General features: G+C 64.5%; 11 protein-coding genes and 1 pseudogene. 5 read left to right on the top strand and 7 right to left on the bottom strand.

Going from position 1 to position 18,184, the window contains the following annotated elements:
- The first annotated feature begins 5 nt into the window (after positions 1 to 5).
- From tatA to RFA01S_RS07535, 4 genes are read left to right on the top strand one after another with little or no spacing between them, the layout of a single operon-like run.
- Complete coding sequence (gene tatA, locus RFA01S_RS07550; protein ID WP_027495512.1) at positions 6 to 212, top strand: twin-arginine translocase TatA/TatE family subunit; 207 nt, start codon at positions 6 to 8, stop codon at positions 210 to 212.
- The gene (gene tatC / locus RFA01S_RS07545) at positions 209 to 988 is read left to right on the top strand and encodes a twin-arginine translocase subunit TatC (RefSeq protein WP_027495511.1); all 780 of its coding nucleotides are present in this window, start codon (positions 209 to 211) and stop codon (positions 986 to 988) included. The genes tatA and tatC overlap by 4 nt, the downstream gene beginning before the upstream one ends.
- Positions 976 to 1,407 (top strand): twin-arginine translocase TatA/TatE family subunit, encoded by a 432-nt coding sequence (locus RFA01S_RS07540; protein WP_027495510.1) that lies wholly within the window; start codon positions 976 to 978, stop codon positions 1,405 to 1,407. The genes tatC and RFA01S_RS07540 overlap by 13 nt, the downstream gene beginning before the upstream one ends.
- A gap of 50 nt (positions 1,408 to 1,457) precedes the next feature.
- Positions 1,458 to 2,522 carry an isopenicillin N synthase family dioxygenase gene (locus RFA01S_RS07535; protein WP_027495509.1) on the top strand — a complete coding sequence of 355 codons (1,065 nt, stop codon included), beginning with the start codon at positions 1,458 to 1,460 and terminating at the stop codon, positions 2,520 to 2,522.
- A 12-nt stretch (positions 2,523 to 2,534) separates the two neighbouring features.
- Here RFA01S_RS07535 and RFA01S_RS28100 read toward each other — a convergent pair whose 3' ends face one another.
- The 5 genes and pseudogenes from RFA01S_RS28100 to RFA01S_RS07515 all read right to left on the bottom strand — a co-directional run bounded on the left by RFA01S_RS28100 (position 2,535) and on the right by RFA01S_RS07515 (position 6,451).
- Positions 2,535 to 3,203, bottom strand: coding sequence for an exopolysaccharide biosynthesis polyprenyl glycosylphosphotransferase (locus RFA01S_RS28100; protein ID WP_237606156.1), 669 nt, complete (start codon positions 3,201 to 3,203; stop codon positions 2,535 to 2,537).
- 82 nt (positions 3,204 to 3,285) lie between these two features.
- Positions 3,286 to 3,978, bottom strand: a pseudogene (locus RFA01S_RS28095) (nucleoside-diphosphate sugar epimerase/dehydratase); the annotation flags it as partial.
- A 166-nt stretch (positions 3,979 to 4,144) separates the two neighbouring features.
- Entirely contained in the window at positions 4,145 to 4,852 is a 708-nt protein-coding gene (locus RFA01S_RS07525) for a GAF domain-containing protein (protein ID WP_027495508.1), read from the bottom strand.
- A 59-nt stretch (positions 4,853 to 4,911) separates the two neighbouring features.
- Complete coding sequence (locus tag RFA01S_RS07520; RefSeq protein WP_052060459.1) at positions 4,912 to 5,580, bottom strand: chymotrypsin family serine protease; 669 nt, start codon at positions 5,578 to 5,580, stop codon at positions 4,912 to 4,914.
- 682 nt (positions 5,581 to 6,262) lie between these two features.
- Positions 6,263 to 6,451 carry a hypothetical protein gene (locus tag RFA01S_RS07515; protein WP_139278405.1) on the bottom strand — a complete coding sequence of 63 codons (189 nt, stop codon included), beginning with the start codon at positions 6,449 to 6,451 and terminating at the stop codon, positions 6,263 to 6,265.
- A gap of 161 nt (positions 6,452 to 6,612) precedes the next feature.
- Here RFA01S_RS07515 and RFA01S_RS07510 point away from each other — a divergent pair, with 161 nt between their 5' ends.
- Complete coding sequence (locus tag RFA01S_RS07510) at positions 6,613 to 7,407, top strand: endonuclease/exonuclease/phosphatase family protein (RefSeq protein WP_032406144.1); 795 nt, start codon at positions 6,613 to 6,615, stop codon at positions 7,405 to 7,407.
- Between the two features lie 27 nt (positions 7,408 to 7,434).
- Here RFA01S_RS07510 and RFA01S_RS07505 read toward each other — a convergent pair whose 3' ends face one another.
- Together RFA01S_RS07505 and RFA01S_RS07500 are read right to left on the bottom strand one after the other, a co-directional pair.
- Positions 7,435 to 8,310: a cyclopropane mycolic acid synthase family methyltransferase gene (locus RFA01S_RS07505; RefSeq protein WP_032406143.1), complete on the bottom strand. Its 876-nt coding sequence runs from the start codon at positions 8,308 to 8,310 to the stop codon at positions 7,435 to 7,437.
- Positions 8,310 to 18,170 carry a non-ribosomal peptide synthetase gene (locus RFA01S_RS07500; protein ID WP_032406142.1) on the bottom strand — a complete coding sequence of 3,287 codons (9,861 nt, stop codon included), beginning with the start codon at positions 18,168 to 18,170 and terminating at the stop codon, positions 8,310 to 8,312. The genes RFA01S_RS07505 and RFA01S_RS07500 overlap by 1 nt, the downstream gene beginning before the upstream one ends.
- Between the last annotated feature and the right edge of the window lie 14 nt (positions 18,171 to 18,184).

The following is an 18,184-nucleotide window of genomic DNA, read 5'->3' as shown; positions in this document are numbered from 1 at the left end:
ACATCATGTTGCACAACCTCACTGGATGGCACGCCCTCGTCGTTCTCGCCATCGTTCTGCTCGTGTTCGGATCGACCAAACTCCCCTCGCTCGCCAAGGGTGTGGGCCAGTCGATGCGCATCCTCAAAGACGAAGTGCGTGATGACAAAACGAAGACATCGACGACGCCCGATGACGTCTCGGTCCCGGTTCCATACCGACACGCCTCATGACCGCAGCCACCGCCGTGCGGGGTGCGATGCCCCTTGCCGGGCACATGCGCGAGGCACGTCGCCGTGCGATCCGTGCGGCGGTGTCGCTGCTCGTCGGCGTCGTGATCGGCTTCGCGACCTCCGATCGGATTCTCGACGTCCTCCGCGGCCCCGTCGAGGAACTGGCGCTGTCCCGCCAGGCCAGCCTCAACTTCGAGACCGTCACGGGCGCATTCGATCTCCAGCTGCGGATCGCACTGTTCACCGGCGTCATCGTGTCGAGTCCGGTGTGGTTGCGGGAGATCTTCGCTTATCTCACTCCAGGACTGACCCGTCGCGAGAAGAAGTACGTTCTCGGCTTCTCTGCGGCCGCTACCCCACTGTTCGTCGCCGGCTGCGCATTCGGGTTCACCATCTTTCCTCGTATGGTGAGCGTGCTCGCGGGCTTCTCGTCCGACGAGGACAGCACCATCCTCAACGCGTCGTACTACGTGGATTTCGTCATGAAGATCGTGTTGGCAACCGGTATCGCCTTCGTCCTGCCGGCAGTGTTGGTGATGCTGAACTGCCTCGGCATCGTCTCCGCAGACAGGCTGCGCAGCAGTTGGCGTGTCAGCGTGGTGGCGATCGCCCTGTTCAGCGCTCTGGTCACCCCCGCGGCAGACGTGCTGTCCATGTTCCTCGTCGCGCTGCCGATGGTCACCCTGTTCGGCGCGGCTCTCGCGATCACCGAGATACACGACAGACGATCGTCCAGACGTGCTATTGCACAGGAGAATTCATCATGTTCGGCCTGACATTCGAGAAATTGTTGCTCGTCGCGATCATTGCGGGGTTCGTCCTCGGCCCGCAACGACTGCCTGACTACGCCCACCGACTCGGACGGGCGGTGCGCACGCTGCGGCACTTCGTCGACAGCACCCGCAGCACAGCGGAGGCCGAGATGGGCGTCCCGCTGCGCCGCAGCGAGTGGGAGTCGTTGGATCTCAGGCAGTACGACCCACGCCGCATCGTCGCCGACGCACTGCGAGAGAACGACACGGGGACGCCGACCGATCCGGAACTGGTCGCAGAGGCCGCCCGAGTGCGACCCGGTCAGAAGTATCTGATCACCGGACCGTCATCGCATCCGCGTCGCGTGCTCATCGAGTCACTGCCCGAGAACGACCCACGCCGGATCGCTGCCGAGACATCGACGCGCGAAAGTGCGTGCTGAGGCGGTAAATTGTCGGCTCAGCAGCCAGGACTCCAGGAGAGTGAACGCCGATGTCCGATCACCGTGCACACGAGTTCGAGATCCCCACGATCGACATCGGCCCCTTCGCCTCGGGCAGTACGGCCGATGCGGCAGCCCGAGCTCGTGTGGTGGCCGAGATCGACGATGCCTGCACCCGTTCCGGATTCATGCAAATCGTCGGGCACGGCATCGGAGACGAGGTGCTCGACGGTCTGGCGCGGTCCATCGACTCGTTCTTCGCTTTGCCGCTTGCGACCAAGAACGAGTACCGGATACCCGACGCGAATCGCGGATACAGCCCGCCCAAGAGCGAATCATTGAGCCTCAGTGTGGGAGTCGAGTCTGCGTCGCGGATGAACGACTTCTTCGAGGCGTTCAATGTCGGGGTCGAAGCGCGGTCCTTCGACTCCCTCGAACTGGACGAGTCGGATTACGGAATCAACGTGTGGCCCGACGAGCTGCCTGATTTCCGACGCGACGTCGACAGCTATTTCGCCGAGGCGTCTCGGGTCGCCCGCACTCTCACCGGAATCTTCGCTGCGGCGCTCGAACTCCCGGTCGACTTCTTCGACACGCTCACCGACCACTCGATCGACGTGCTGCGGATGAACAACTACGCCCTGCCCGAGGGCATGGTCACCCTCGACGGTGACCTCACCGGGATGGGCGAGCACACCGATTTCGGGATCGTGACGGTGTTGTGGGCCGACCAGGTGGCCGGTCTTCAGGTGCTGGGTACCGACCGCGTGTGGCACGACGTCGCTCCTCGTGACGGAGCGCTGTTGGTGAACCTGGGAGACCTCACTGCGCGATTGACCAACGACCGGTGGCTGTCCACTCTGCATCGCGTCAAGCCACCCGTCGTCGACGGCACCATCGTGCGTCGGCGGTCTGCAGCGTTCTTCCACGACGGCAATGTCGACGCGGTGATCTCCACGTTGCCGTCGCACCTGGACGCGGATTCCGGCCTGCCCTACGAGCCGGTGTCGGTACGCGATCACATCGCCGCCAAGCTCGCCGGATCGCGGCAGGGCAAGGCGAATGTCGGCGCGGTCCGCGAGGCCGCACGCGTACGCGCGGCGGAAGGCCGATGACGGACGCTTGGGTCAGTCTTCCGACCTCTTCAGCACGGCGATGCACGTCAGAAAGACGATCTTGATGTCGAGCCGGAGGGACCAGTTCTCGATGTAGTAGTTGTCCCATTCCGCACGATCCGCGATGGGGGTCTGACCGCGTAGTCCGTTCACCTGAGCCCATCCGGTGAGACCCGCTTTGACGCGATGTCGCTCTCCGTAGCGTCTGATCTGCGCTGCGAACAGGTCGACGTATTCCGGCCGCTCGGGACGGGGGCCTACCAAGCTCATGTCGCCGCGCAGCACGTTGATGAGTTGCGGCAGCTCGTCGAGCGAGGTCTGCCGCATGATCTTGCCGATCCTGGTGCGTCGATCCACACCTTCCACACCGCCGGGTGCCGCTCCCTCGGTCCGGACGAAGTCTGCATCGGAGTCACGTGGTGGCCGCATGGATCGGAACTTCAAGCAGTCGAACGGAACTCCGTCTCGGCCGATTCGTTCTTGCGCGAAAAAGATGGGCCCGGGGGAACTCGCCCGTACCAGCACGGTGAGCACAAGGAACACCGGCGACAGCAGCAGCAGAGCCAGTCCGGCAGCGACCCGGTCCAGTGCGCCCTTGAGGACGAACTGCCACCCCCTCGGATCGACATGCCGCAACACCATCAGGGGCAGCCCGCCCAGATGCTCTATGCGCGCGTGCATTCCGCACGGTGTCGAACATGCGGGGTACGAGCCAGACGCGGGCACCGGCATGTTGTGCTGCACGGATCGCGTCGACTATTTGTTCGTGCGGAGCCGACGCGAACGCGATCACCACCTCTTCCACCCGATGCGCTCGGACTATTCGAGTCAGGTCGGTGAGCGGTCCCAGATACGAGAGCTCCTGTTGCACTAATGGATCGACGACGGACACAGAGTCGACTGTCCCGACGAGATCCATCCCGTACTCGGAGGACTGCTTCATTCTGCGCGCCAGTTGCTCTGTGACGGGACCACTTCCGACGATGACCGTCGGTGCACTCGCATGGTGTTTCGCGCGAAGCCAGCGCTGCCCCCATGCCCGTGCCAGGCACGCGATCGCGAGCGCAACAGCTGCGCACAGCCACACACGGACCATGACCACACCTGGGCGATAGGGAGTCTCGATGGCCAGTATGAAAGCGAGCGTGATCAGGGTCGCGAAAGCGACGGCGGATTGAACCGGGCCGATTTCATCGATGAAGTTTCGTCGAAGCCCACGTCGGTAGAGCTTTCTCAACGCGAGCAGCACAATGACCGTGGGCACGAACAACCATGGGTACCAACCCAACGCAGCGACGCTGCCGGAGCTCCAGTGGACACCTTCGGCTACGCCGATGGCGGCGGCGAGCACGTCGAAGAGAACGGTGAGGATCGTACGAACAGGGTTGCTCCGTATTCGATCCGATACGTTCCTCCCGAAGCGGGCTTTCACTGACTGCGGTGTCGATATCGTCATCGTCGATCCGCGCGAGTTCGACTCGATATCCGGTCCTTCCAAATTTCATGTCCTCAGAGCGGTGACGCCGTTCGGCAGTCGACATTTCGTACACCGAAGACATATCACCCTTCACCTTCATCCGGCGTGCAACGCAAGCATTGTCACTGTCGAAACAGGGCCGCTGTCAACGAATTCGCTGCTGAATGAGCCAGGCGATGTCTTCGAGGGTCTTCACGTGGCCCGACGTCCATTTACGTGGTCGGTAGTCCCACACATCCAGCATTCCGACGGTGAACCCAGCGTCGGACTTGATCGGCGCTGCCATATAGGCGATCAGATCCGCAGTCGCGTGATCCCTCAATAGCGCGTGCTCTCGAATGTCCTGCGCCACCAGCGTTTCGCCGGCTTCCACCACGACACGGCATGCCGACCGTTCCACCGCTACGGTCTGTGGCTGCGCTGCCGTTCCCGATGTTCCGACGCTGGCTTTGATGAATTGTGTGTGATCGTCGACGAACGAGATCGACGCACCCTGTGCTCCCATGGCTCGCAATGTCATCCGGGCCAGTTTGTCGAACTGCTCGTCACGAGAACTGCCGATCATGCCGGTAGCTCGTACCGCGGCGAGACGGTCGACGTCGCCGATCTGTAAGTACGTCTGCGGAAGTGACGTCGAATCGGGATCGGACAACTCGATGTTCTCGTACTCGAAACTACGGGCGTCCGCGAGCACGGCGGCCACTTCCGGTGAGGACTCTCGTTCGAGTTCGGTGACGAGCCGAGTGATGATTGCCCGACGTGCGTAGGTGTTGAGGGACTCGCCGGCCCTGTCGGCATGGTGCGTCAACAGCCTGTTGATTCGATCTCCGAATCCGGTTTTTCCCAAGTCCACCTATCGGACGGTAGTTCACTACGCGCTGTTGCGCGCAGCGATCGGCCGGCCAACCCGGCTCACACTGGACGGAAGCCGGCTCCCGGCTCTCCCGATTGATTCAGCAGCCGAACGGATTCCGCTGCCGACGCGTACGCGGTGGGACTGAGCAGCGGCACCCCGGAGGCGTGGCTCGTGATGCCGACGAGGGTGGTGCCGACGACCAGAGGTCCACCGGAGTCGGACCAGACAGTGAGCGCGTCGGACATCAGGTCGCTGCCGCGCGCGTCGACGATGCTTCCGCAGGTCACTCCGCTGCCGAGCCCGGTCTTGCAGACAGGCTGCCCCACCGATGCGGTACCGATGTCGGTGACGGTGATTCCGCCGAGGCTATTGACGGGTGTCACCTTGGTGGGGTCCAGAACGATGACGCCGTAATCCGGCCCCCAATGTCCGACGGCGGTAGTGCCGACCGGGGCCGCGGGCGATCCGACGAGCGTGACGGGGAGTCCCGATCGAAGGATGCAGTGGCCGGCGGTGAGGGCGACGAGTCGGCCCGCGTCGTCGTAGCCGACGGCCGCGATGGAACAGACGGTGAGGTCGTCGAGGCCACCGGTGGTGACGAAACCACTACCGGGGCCGACGACCGGAAGTGGCGCTGCGGTTGCGGTGCCGGTGGACGTCGCAGTGAACGCGAGAGCCAGGGCGGTGAACAGTCCACTGACAACACCGAGTCGAGCAATCTTCATGGTGGGCATTCCTCGTCGACGAACATTTGGGGCGGGGCACCTCTTCGCGGCTCGATCGTGGCACAGATGACACGTGCACGCGCGCTGCGAAAGCCTTGCACACGACCAACCCATCTCTGCGGGCCCACACGAGGAGGAGCATTTCTCGCGTTATGCACCAACCGTCAACCGGAATGTCATGGCCATTCCACTAGCTGGGGCGGCCCGATGACCACCCGGACCAGCGCATTGATCCTCGAACTTACTGGTGCCACTGCGGGCGCATAACGTTTGTCTAGTTCCTCTTTCGGGTCAGCGAGCGTAAACCCTCAGCCCACTGTCTGGCCGTATGGAGTCGTCGCGACCTCGGTCGCCATGATTCCAACAGCGGAGCCGATGACCGCCGGAATGGCGCAGCTGCGGTTTGGGTGAACGTTGCCGCGAGCGCTACGACTTCGGCCGAAACTCGCACCCATCCAACCAGTGCCCGGCAACGAATGCGGCTCGTGTGGTGGGTTCTCGGCTTCGTTGCCGTGTGGTTGCTGATCGGCGCGCTCGCCGCCGTGTGGATCGGTCGTGGCATCCGTCGAGCGGATGTCGAGGAGTCCGCCGACGAGTCACCGGGCCGAACAACTTGCGAACCACCACCTGAAAAAGACGCCGCGTAATCCAGCGGTGTGAGTCCCGGCTCTGCAAGCCGGCTTCAGGAACGCGTCACGGACGAACCGGTGCGACTACGAATCAACACAGCGATTCCCATCCCTACGAGGGCCAGGATCAGCGGTGCCGCTATCGCCATGTTCGCGCCGATGGTAGTGAACAGGACCAGCGACGCGAGAGCCGCGAGGAAATACACAGCCGCAAAACGCGGTGCCCAGAAAACTGTCTGCATGGATCCTCCGACATCAGAAGCAGATTCACTCGGACCGGACGACGAAAACGAGATGCACACGACCATTGTCGTTAGCCAGAGTACATAGTTGAAAGTGCAGTCAAGAGTTGCTGCGCAAATTTTCGATTCGCTTCGACCACCCGCTGGGGTACTTTTGGTCTGTGAGAGTGGTGTCGGTCAACGCTTGGGGTGGAGCGATGTACGACGAGCTCTTACCCTGGCTGCGCGCCGTCGATGGCGACATCGTCTGCTTGCAAGAAGTTACGCGCACTCCACAGAGGTCGGGATGGGCTACCTTCGCCGACGGTGAGAGGACGCTCCCGCAACGGTTGAACCTCTTCGATGACGTGTCCTCCGCACTGCCCGGACACACCCCATATTTCGTTGCGAACGACGCAGGTCCGGTGACCGACGACGAAGGCGTTCGGCTGCGACAGGACTTCGGCATCGCAACATGGGTTCGAGACGACATTCCCGTTATCGGGCTCGACGCCCGATTCGTGCACTCGCAGTTCGTCGACTACACGGACTGGGATGCCGAGGACCGACCTCGCTCAGCACTCACGGTGACAGTCCGAGACCGTCTCGGTGGGAAGACAGTCTCCGTAATCCAGCTGCACGGCCTTCGAGATCCGGCGGGTAAACAGGACACCCCAGCCCGCGCCGAGCAGGCCCGCAGACTAGCGGCGATCGTTGAAGAAGCCTGTGGCACAAGTGATGTCGCAGTTCTCTGCGGCGACCTTAATCTCCTTCCGTCGAGCACGACGTTCCACGTGCTGAGGGAACACGGGATGGTCGACCTCGTCGGCAACGCCGATACCCGGGCATCGAGCTACACCAAACCGGTACGTCATGCCAGCTATGTTCTGGTCTCGTCCACCGCGGCTGTGCGTAATTTCGAGATCGTGGCCGAGCCCGAGGTTTCCGATCACCGCGCACTGATGCTGGAAATCTGACCTGGGAGTACGAGCGCGGTCTCAACATCACTCGGCAGGCGTGTCTCCCGCTTCGAGGGTGAACTGTACGACGTTGATGCGCTGGTTCTTGAATCGCTCCGACGACCCGGTGAGGTACTGCACGTATTTGTCGTAGGTCGCTTCCGACGACAGTGCGATGGCCTCGTCCTTGGACGCGATCAACTTCTCGGCCCACGTGTCGAGTGTCCGTGCATAGTGCGGTCCCAGTGCATGCTCGCGGAGCAACTCGAATCCCGCCTCGGCCGCTTTCGCCTTCACCACCTTGACCAACGTCAACTGGCCACCGGGGAAGATGTCGCGCAGGATGAAGCGGGAGAAGTGTGCATCCTCGCGCGTGAGTCCACCCCCGGAAGCCGGGTCGGGCGGGGTAATGACGATAGTGTGCAACAGCATTCGCCCACCCGGCTGCAACACCGAACGGCACTTCGCGAAGAACGCCGAATAACGCTGACGTCGGAAGTGCTCGAACGCACCGATGGACACGATCCGGTCGACGGGCTCGTCGAATTCCTCCCACCCCTGCAACCGGATGTCGACGTTGCGTTCGGTCGGGAGGTCGGCGACGAGCGCGCGGCCACGGTCGTACTGGTTTCGACTCAACGTCAGACCGATTACATTGACGTCGTATTTCTCCACCGCCCGTTTGACGAGAGCTCCCCAGCCGCAACCGATATCGAGCAGTGTCATGCCCGGCTTCAGATCGAGCTTGCCCAGCGCCAGGTCGATCTTGGCCGTCTGCGCTTCCTCCAACGTCATGTCGTCACGCTCGAAGTAGGCACAGCTGTACGTCATGCTCGGATCGAGGAACAGCGCGAAGAAATCGTCCGACAGGTCGTAATGCGCCCGCACATCATCGACGAACGGCTCCAGTTGTTGGTTCATCACGCCACACCCTTCCCCACAGAATCGGCGCCGATCACTCGGCCTAGTGCACGGGCGCCCTGCTCGCCCAGCATGTCTTCGTGTTCCACATCGACCTCTTTCACCGAGATCCGCCCGTCGACGAGGCCCGTCCAGTGCTTCGCGCCGTCCGAGCCACGAGCAGCGAAGTAGTGAACATCGCCCGCGTACACCGCCGGCTCGTACGACGCGACCCAGCTGGGCGCAGAGACAACCGGCCGATACATGGCGCGTAGATCGTCCTCGGTGAGGAACGCCAGTTCGGTTCGCGTACTCCGCAATTCGGCAACGATGTCCTCGAAAGACGTCGCCTCGACCCCGAGCTGACGAGCCAGATCGTCGACGCCGAATTCCTCGGCGTCGTCGGGTGCCGCGAGCTGCGCATCGACGAGGGCCAACAGCGCGACGTCCTCGCCTTCAGACTGCAACTGCACGGCCACCGCGTGGGCGATCACACCGCCGAGCGACCACCCCAGCAGGTGGTAAGGCCCGTGCGGCTGCACATCTCGAATCATCCGCACGTAGGCGAAAGCAAACTCCTCGATCGACGACGGCGCAGCGTCACGGTTCGAGATGCCCGGATCCTGCAGCCCGTACACCGGGCGGTCCGTCTCCCCGAGCAACGACAGGTAGCTCCAAGCAATTCCGATGGCCGGGTGCACACAGAACAGGGGTGCGCCCACGCCGTCGGTCCGCAGCGGCAGCAGCACATCGAACGCGCCACTCGATTCGGCATCCCCGTCGTCCATGTCGAGGCGCGCAGCCAATGCTGTGATCGTCGGGTGCTCGAGCAATGCACTGATCGGGATTCGACGGCTCAGCTTGTCGCCCAGCGCGTCCATCACCTGCACCGCCGAGAGGGAGTGCCCGCCGAGGTCGAAGAAATTGTCGTCGATACCGATATCGTCGGCAGCGAGGTGCAGCACTTCGGAGAACACGGTGTGTACGAGTACTTCGGTGGACGAGACCGGCGCGCGTCGTTCGGTCGACATCACTGTGGGCTCGGGCAGCCTGCTCGTATCGACCTTGCCCGACAACGTCATCGGCAGTGCATCCACGACGGTCACCGTGCTGGGCACCATGTAGGCGGGCACTGTTCTCGCCAGCAAGTCACGTACCTCTCGCGGCTCGACGGCACCCACCACGTAGGCAGCCAAGGAGTTCGCATGCCCGATCACGCTGGCTTGACGCACAGTGGGGTGACGCAGCAATGCCGCCTCGACCTCGGCGAGTTCGACGCGATGGCCGCGGATCTTCACCTGTGAATCGACTCGGCCCAGGTATTCGAGTTCGCGTCCGGTCTCGCGCGCCACCCACCGCACCAGATCGCCGGTGCGATAGAGCCTGCCGTCACCGAAGGGATTGGCGACGAAGCTGCTCGCCGTCAACGCGGCGTCGCCCACGTACCCTTCGGCCAGACCGGCCCCGCCCAGGTACAGCTCCCCCACGACGTCGGTGCCCACCGGTCGCAGACGGGCGTCGAGAACCACCGTGTCGAATCCGAGGGTCGGTTCGCCGATGGTCACCGCAGCCGATGCCCAGTCTCGCTGATGCGTGGTGCAGGTGCTCATGACGGTTCCCTCGGTGGGCCCGTACGCATTGAACACCGAGCGATCCTGCGACCAGCGCTGCAGCAGTGCCGAATTGGCGGCCTCGCCGGCCATGACGACCACCCGGAGGGAAGGCAGGGACGCGGAGTCCGTCACCTGCAGCACGGTCGGGGTAAGGCAGGCGTGGGTCACCTGGTGCCGGTCGATGAGTGCTTCGAGCTCGCGTCCTCCGTGCACGTCGGGCGGCACGATCACCACACTCGCACCGGCACCGACGGCCATCAGGGTCTCGAAGATCGACGCGTCGAAACTCGGTGACGCGAACTGCAGCACGCGTGATGTCGGCTCGACGTCGAACAAGTCTCGTTGGCTCTGAACGAGATTGGCAATACCGCGGTGCGTCACCCGAACACCCTTCGGTGCCCCGGTCGATCCCGAGGTGTAGACGACGTACGCCGTGCTGTCGACGCTTGCTTCGCGTAACTGGAAGTGGTCGAGCTCGTCACCATCGGCCGTCAGCCAGTCGTTTCCGGCCGAGTGGAAGTCCACGGACGCAATTCCCGTGACGGGGGCCGCGCGGTCGAGAATCTCCCGCACTCGCGCAGCGGGCTGCGACGGATCGATCGGCAAGAAGCCGGCACCGGTCTTGGCCACGGCCCAGATCGCGGTGAGGTACTCGACAGACCGTGGCAGGGCGATCGCCACCAGAGATCCCGGCTCGGCTCCGGCCCGAACGAGGTTGTCGGCCAGTGCATTCGATTGCCTGTCCAGCTCGTGGTAGGTCACCGATCGTGCATCGTCGATCACAGCGATGTTGTCGGGCCAGCCACTCGCCGCCCGCATGAATACCTGCGCCAGTGTGGACTGATCGGCCGTACCGTCTCGACGGGACACGACAGCCGATCCGCCCTGACCGAATTCTGCGCTACCGAGCCGAAGGTCAGGCGCCGCTGCGACCGTGTTCAACACCGTGGTCAGACGTTCTGCCAGTCCGGTAACGACCGCCCGGGAGAACCGGCCGGCGGAGTACGCGAGAGTGCCCAGCAGCCCGGCATCGGATTCTTCGACGACGAATTCCAGGTCGAATTGCGTCGCCGTGATATCCACTCGACGCGGATTGACGGCGCTCGGGCCCAATTCGATTGTGGGCGTGCTGATGTCACCGAAGGCCAGAAGCACCTGGAACAGCGGGTGCGTATCGACGGCGCGGGTGGGTTGTACCGCGTCCACTACCCACTCGAACGGGACGTCCGAGTTCGCGAAGGCATCGAGGTCTCGGTTGCGCACCTCGGTGACGAAGTCCTCGAACGTCGACGCCGGATCCACGTCGGTCCGCAGGACGACGGTGCCGACGAACATGCCGACGAGGTGGTCGAGCGCCGGATCTGCTCGGCCCGACACCGGAGTTCCGATGGCGATGTCCCGAGTTCCGCTGGCCTCGGCAAGTACGGCCGCCAGCGCCGCATGGACGACGACGAAGACCGTCGCGCCCAGTCGATGCGCGAGCGACCGCAGACTCGCGAGAGTGTCTGCATCGACGGCAAACTGGACTCCCGACGCCTCCTGCTCGGCGTCAGGAGTGCCGGTGGGCAGGTCGAGGAACTCCGGCAGGCCGGCCAGCGTGCGGTGCCAGAAGTCGAGTTGGTCGGACGCCACCGCGTCCAGGACGTCGCGTTGCCACACGCGGTAGTCCGGATAGTCGACGGCGAGTGGAGTGAACTGCGGTGCAGCTCCGGCCGTTCGAGCCAGCAGAGCCGTCTCGATATCGCGGCTCAGTGGACGTAGCGACAAGCCGTCGATCGCGATGTGGTGGGCGACGACGGTCAGCACGCGCTCACCGCGACGTTCGGCAAGCATGAGTCGTAGCGGTGCCTCGACGGTCAGGTCGAAGCCCTGTTGTGCCACCCCTCCGATGCCCGCATGGGCGTCGTCCAGTGTCGAGAGCACGATCTGCGGATCGAGCACGACGGTCACAGGCCCATCGCCCGTCGACGGGTACACCGTGCGGAGCGGCGTATGCCGTTCCAACACATCGGCAATCGCAGCGCGCAGTACCTCGAGGTCGAGGCCTTCCGGGAGCGTCACCTCGAAGGCGATGTTGTATGCCGCCGATGTCGGGTCGTATCGATTCTGCAGCCAAATGCGTCGCTCGGCCGGCGCAAGACCGGAGTAGGAGCGCGCATCGGCGCGGTGCGCCAGCGCGGGGAGCGCCGTGTAGTTGTCGGACAGCAACTCGACCGCCGACGCGAGCTGTGTCGCGGTGGGAGCCTCGAATACTGTCCGCACCGGAACCCGAACGCCGAGCACCGCGCTGATGCGTGTGGCGACGCGGGTGGCCGCGAGGGAGTCGCCGCCGAGGACGAAGAAATTGCTGTCGACCGCGGGGGCATCGATTCCCAACGTGTCGGCGAAGATTCCGAGAATGACGTCCTGCGTCAACGTACGTCCGACACCCGACTCGGAGTCCGACGCTATCGCTGGAATCAAGGCCGCCTTGTCCACCTTTCCGTTGCCGGTCAACGGAATACGATCGATCGACGTGATGACGGCCGGCTGCATCGCCAACGGCAGCCGGTCCAGGAGCCACTGGGCCGCATCGAACTCGCTGGTTCCCACCACCCAGGCGTGAATTCTGCTGTCGACCACCAGTGCTGTCGCCGCGCTGACGTCGGGATGTGCCGTCAGTGCGCTCTCGATGTCGCCCAGTTCGATGCGCACACCGTTGATCTGCACCTGATCGTCGCGCCGACCGCGGTAGTCGAGCAGTCCCGAGAGCTCACGTCGAACAAGATCGCCGGTCCGGTACATCCGGGCACCGCCGGCGGTTGCGACGAAGCGCGCGGCAGTCGCGGCCGAATCGGCTCGGTAGCCGCGGGCCACGCCGGACCCCGCGAGATACAGCTCTCCGACGCCTCCGAGTGGCACCGGCTGCAACCGGTCGTCGAGCACGAATGCTCCGACGTGGTCCAACGGTCGGCCGATCGTGACGGGCCCTCCAGCGCGCAGGGATTCGGCCAGGGTGGCCACCACCGTGGCTTCGCTGGGTCCGTAGGCGTTGAGCATCGAGCGTCCGGCCGACCACGCGTCGACAACCCCGGCACCCAGCACATCTCCGCCGACGGCGACGGTCTCGACGCCGTCCACCGGCGGTACCGTCGCGAGTACCGCGGGCGTGGACAGGTAGTGGGTCACCCGGTGCTGAGCGAGGAAGGCAGCCATCTCCTCACCGCCGAGGAGATCACGTGGCGCGATCACCATGGTCGCTCCGGCCCCGAATGCGAGCACAAGCTCGAGCACCGCGGCATCGAAGTTCACCGAGTATCCGTGCAACACTCGCGACGTCGCTTCGACTCCGTAGCGCGAAACAACCTGCTGCGCCAGTGAATACACACCCAGATGCGTCACGACGACGGGCTTGGGTGTGCCGGTGGAACCGGACGTATGGATCACGTAGGCGGGGTGCGCGGGTCGGAGGATCGCCAGTCGGTCTTCGTCGGTCAGTGGTGCGTCGCTGAACGTCTGCGCGTGGCTCTCCTCGACCCACCCCACTCCCGGTTCCGTTCCGCCGAAGCCGATCTCGATGGGCCCCAGCATCTGCTCCCGACGGGCCGCCGGGTAGCGGGGATCCACCGGTACGAATGCGCCGCCGGCCTTCACCACGGACCACAGCGCCACGATGTACTCGGCCGAGCGCTCGAGCGACAACGCAACGAGGGTTTCCGGTCCGACGCCGTGGGCGATCAACAGTCTCGCAATCCGGTTGGATCGGCGATCGAGTTCGGAGTACGTCAGCGATTCCAGACCATCGATAGCCACCGAATCGGCTGTGCCACCGACCAACACATCGAGGAACGTGCCAGTGCCGGATTCGGCCGGCTGCGTCGGCGCATCGGCGAGAGCAAGATTGCCGACGACAAATGCGGAGTCCGACACCGCCGCATGCAGGAGTGCCGTCACCGCCGACGCGAACTGTTCGACGGTGGCCCGCTGATACAGGTCGAGCGCATATTCGATCTGCCCCACGAGACCGTCCGACTCGGCATGCCCGGCGGACGATTCCTCCAGCACGAGATTGAGGTCGAACTCCGAGGTACGAGTGGGTATCTCCAACACCGAGAACGGTAGGTCGTCGACCGCTCGGTGCGGTGCGTTGTCGAATGCCAGCATCACCTGGAACAGCGGGTGCCGGTCCAGCGATCGATCGGTGGTCACGGCGTCGACGATGCGCTCGAACGGCACGTCCGAGTGAGAGAAGGCGTCGAGGTCTGCGGAACGGACGGCACCCAGCAGGTCGGCGAAACTGCCGGCCGGGTCCACTGTGACTGCGAGAGGGAGGGTTCCGACGAACATTCCGACCATCTCGTCGAGGGCTTCGTGGCCTCGCCCGGCCGTCGGCGATCCGACCACCACGCGGTTCGACGTTCCGAATCGACTCAGGGCCGCAGCCACCGCGGCGTGGACCACCATGAACGTGGTCGCGTTGTTCGACCGCGCCAGCTCACGGATTCCCGCATGCAGGTCCGGTCCGATCTCGAACGGAACCGCGTCGGTGATCATGGATTGCACGGCAGGCCGGGGGAAGTCGGACGGCAATTCCGCCAACGCGGTGTCGCGCTGCCCCAGCACCGAGGTCCAGAACGAGAGTTGTTCGTCGGCAACCGCATCCACCGTCGCTCGGTTCCACACCGAGTACTGGCCGTACTGCGCGCGTAAGCGTGGCCACGTCGGTGCATGACCGGCCGTGCGTGATGCGTGGGCCAACGCGAAGTCGCGCACGAGTGGGTCGAGGGACCATCCGTCCATCGAGATGTGGTGCACCACCACGGCGACCACCGTATCGCCGGACTCCTCCACGCTCAGCAGCGCTGCCCGGATGGGGACGTCGGCAGCGACGTCGAATCCCTGCCCGGCAATAGCCGCGACGGCGTCGTCGAGGTGATGCTCGGGCACAGTGCGCGCCGGTACGTCGACCAGGACGGTGTCGGTGGGCCGCACCACCTGCCGCGGACCGTCGCCGTCGTCCGGGTAGTAGGTGCGCAGTGCTTCGTGTCGTTCGGCGACGTCGCGCAGTGCCGTCAGAACCAGTGACGCATCGCTACCCGCTGCGACCCGGATGGCGATGGGCATGTTGTACGCGGGCGATGTGGGGTCGAACTGATTGAGGAACCACAGGCGCTGCTGCGCATACGACAACGGGACATGCTCGGGCAGAACGGTATCGAGCAGTTCGAGCGAGACTTCACGCTCGGCCGAGGAATCGATGGCGGCCGCGACGGCGCGGACGGTGGGGTCGGCGAACAACGCGGTGAGCGAGACTCCCGAGCCGAGGCGAGCGAGAACTCGGGTGGCACTGAGCGAATCACCGCCGAGCTCGAAGAAGGAGTGCTCACGCCCCACCTCCTCGACGCCGAGGACGTCGGCGAAGGCAGCGGCGACTGCGCGTTCGTTCTCGGTCTGCGGCGGTACGTACTCGGTGTCCGCCGGCGCGGTGGGGGTCGGTAGTGCCCGGCGGTCGACCTTGCCGCCCGCCGTCATCGGCAGTGCATCCAGAACCACGATGTGACGGGGAATCATCCATGCCGGCAACCGGTTCCGGAGATGGCCGTCGAGCCCGTCGGCCACACCGGTGACGTACAGGGCCAGTCGGTCGTCGCGAACGACGGCCACCGCCGCGGTCACTCCAGCGAATGAGGTTGCTGCGGCGTCGATCTCACCGAGTTCGAGTCGACGCCCGTGCAGTTGTATCTGCTGGTCGGAACGGCCCAGGTATTCGAGCGAGGACCCGTCGAACGACCATCGGACGATGTCACCCGTCCGGTACAGCCGCGCACCCGCCACGCCCGGGTCGGCAACGAACCGCGTCGCCGTCGAACCGGGTTGGCCGTCGTATCCGCGGGCGAGTCCGTCGCCGCCGAGATACAGCTCGCCGACGCCGCCGTGGGGTGTGGGCCGCAGGTGTGAATCCAGTACCAGTGCGCGAACACCCGGCAGCGGCGCACCGATCGTGACCCGTTCGCCGACGACCATCGGGGCAGACAGAGTCGCCAATACCGTTGCCTCGGTGGGGCCGTAGGCGTCGAACATCGTTCGTTCAGGAGAAGCGAACCGGTCACGCAACGTGGGTGGGCACTCTTCGCCGCCGACGTCGAAGACCTCGATGGAGTGCAGATCTCCCGGGTCGAGTGTCGCCAGCACCGTCGGTGAGGTGATCAGATGGGTAATCTTCTCGCTGGCCAGGAACTCGGCGAGGGCTGGCCCGGCGTAGACATCGGCCGGGGCGATCACCAGGGTGGCACCCGCCGCGAATGCCGCGAGAACCTCCTGGATGGAGGCGTCGAACACGGGCGAGGCCAGGTGCAGTACTCGTGAGTCGGCGGTGACGGCATACCGATCGACGACGTTGTCGGCCAGTTGCGCCAGGCCGCGATGAGTGACGCTGACGGCCTTGGGTTTTCCGGTCGAGCCCGACGTGTGGATGACGTATGCCTCGTTGTCGACGTGCAGCGCCTGCGGCACGAGGTCACGCTCGTTCGCGTCGAGCAGATCCTCGATGTCGAACCATTCGATCGTGTTCGGAAGTTGTTCCAGCACATCCTTGGTGGTGATACCGAATTCGATGTCTGCGCCGGTCAGCACAGTCGCCAGCCGCTCGGTGGGCTCGGCGGGGTCGACCGGAACGAACGACGACCCGGCCGTGGAGATCGACCACGAGGCAAGCAGGGATTCGTAGGAGCGTTCCATCGCCACGGCGATGCGCTTCTCGATGCCCGCACCGAGCGAGACCAGTTGCGCTGCAATGTGTTCTGCGACCCGGGTGAAGTCCTCACTGGACTGATCGACACCCGCGGCACGCACCACCGCACCGCGTCGCAGCAGCGACGGCAGCGGTGCCGGCGTCACCCTGTCCGCTGGACGTGCATTCAGCAACGCTGATTCGTCGTCGGCGTCGAGCACGTCCAGTTCCGATACGGCAAGGCCCTCAGGGGCATTGACCACCGCACGCAGCAGAACCAGGAACCGGCGGTGATGGGCTGCGAGCTCGTCGGTGGAGTAGAGAGCCGGGTTGCCGAGGAAGTCGACGCGGGTGCTGGTGCCTGCGACTCCGGGGTAGACGTTGACCATCATGTCGTCGATGGGGCCGCTGGAGAGCACGCGGTATTCGCCGATGACGTCGCCGAGCCGAATTGTGCTGTTGTACATCATGATGTTGACCGTGGGGCCGAACACTCCGCGTCCCGCGGCAGCGCTGCCGGTGCCGTCGCCGGTCTCGCGCTGCATGTCCTCGACGCGGAATCGCTGATGGCGCAGCGCGCCGGTGAGTTCCACCTGAATGCGTCGCAGGAGTTCTTCGACCGTCACGCCCTGTTCGACGCCGATGCGCAGGGGCACGACGTTGGACATCATCCCGGAGGATTCCCGCAGTTTGGTGGTGGCTCGGCCCGATACCGGCAGGCTGAGCATCACGTCGTCGGTGTCGGTCATGCGCGCTAGGTACAGCGCGAACGTGGCGAGCACGACGGGCACGTCGGAGCTGTTGTACCGATGTGCCACGGCCGCCACGGCTTCGGTGAGGTCTGCGTCCAGCACGGCACCGACACTGACCGTCACGCCGCTCGGTGCCGCGCGCGTGTACGTGTTGCCTGCCAGTCGGGGTGCGTCGAGGTGGCCGTCGAGTCGGCCGAGCCAGTACTGGCGGTCGGTGTCGTAGCGGGAGGAGTTGGGGTAGGCAGCCTCGTAGTCGTAGATCTCACGGACGCCGATGGCGCGCGTCTTGGGTATCTCGGTGCCCTCGGTCAACGCGGTGTACACCGCTGCGGTGCGTTCCTGGACGGAGATCGCGCCGAGACCGTCCATGACGATGTGGTGGGCGCGGCTGTACCAGTAGTAGTGCGCCTCATTCACCTGAATGATCTCGGAGGCGATCAACTGATCGCGAACGAGATCGACGGGGCGACGGTACTGCTCGTCCATGTAGCGCTGGGCATCCTCGACGGGATTCTCGCGGTCTCGGAAATCGCGATAGATCATCGCGTACGGCACCCGGAGGTCTCGCCACTGGTACGGATGACCGTCGTGCAGTCCGATCCGCACTGCGGGCGATTCGAGTTGCCTGCAGGCGATGTCCGTGGCTCGGATCAATACGGCCGGATCGATATCGCCACGAATTTCGACGTATTGAGCAATGGTGAACGGCACGTCCGGTGCCAGCTGCTGGGCGAGATAGATATTCATCTGTGCAGCGGACAAAGGGAAGCGGCCATCCTCGAACAGCTCACCAACCTCTGGCGACACTCGATGACCTCCTC

It is taken from the genome of Rhodococcoides fascians NBRC 12155 = LMG 3623, from assembly GCF_001894785.1.
GTDB lineage: Bacteria > Actinomycetota > Actinomycetes > Mycobacteriales > Mycobacteriaceae > Rhodococcoides > Rhodococcoides fascians.
Note: the sequence above shows the minus strand (reverse complement) of the source record. Positions and strands in the feature narration are given on the sequence as shown.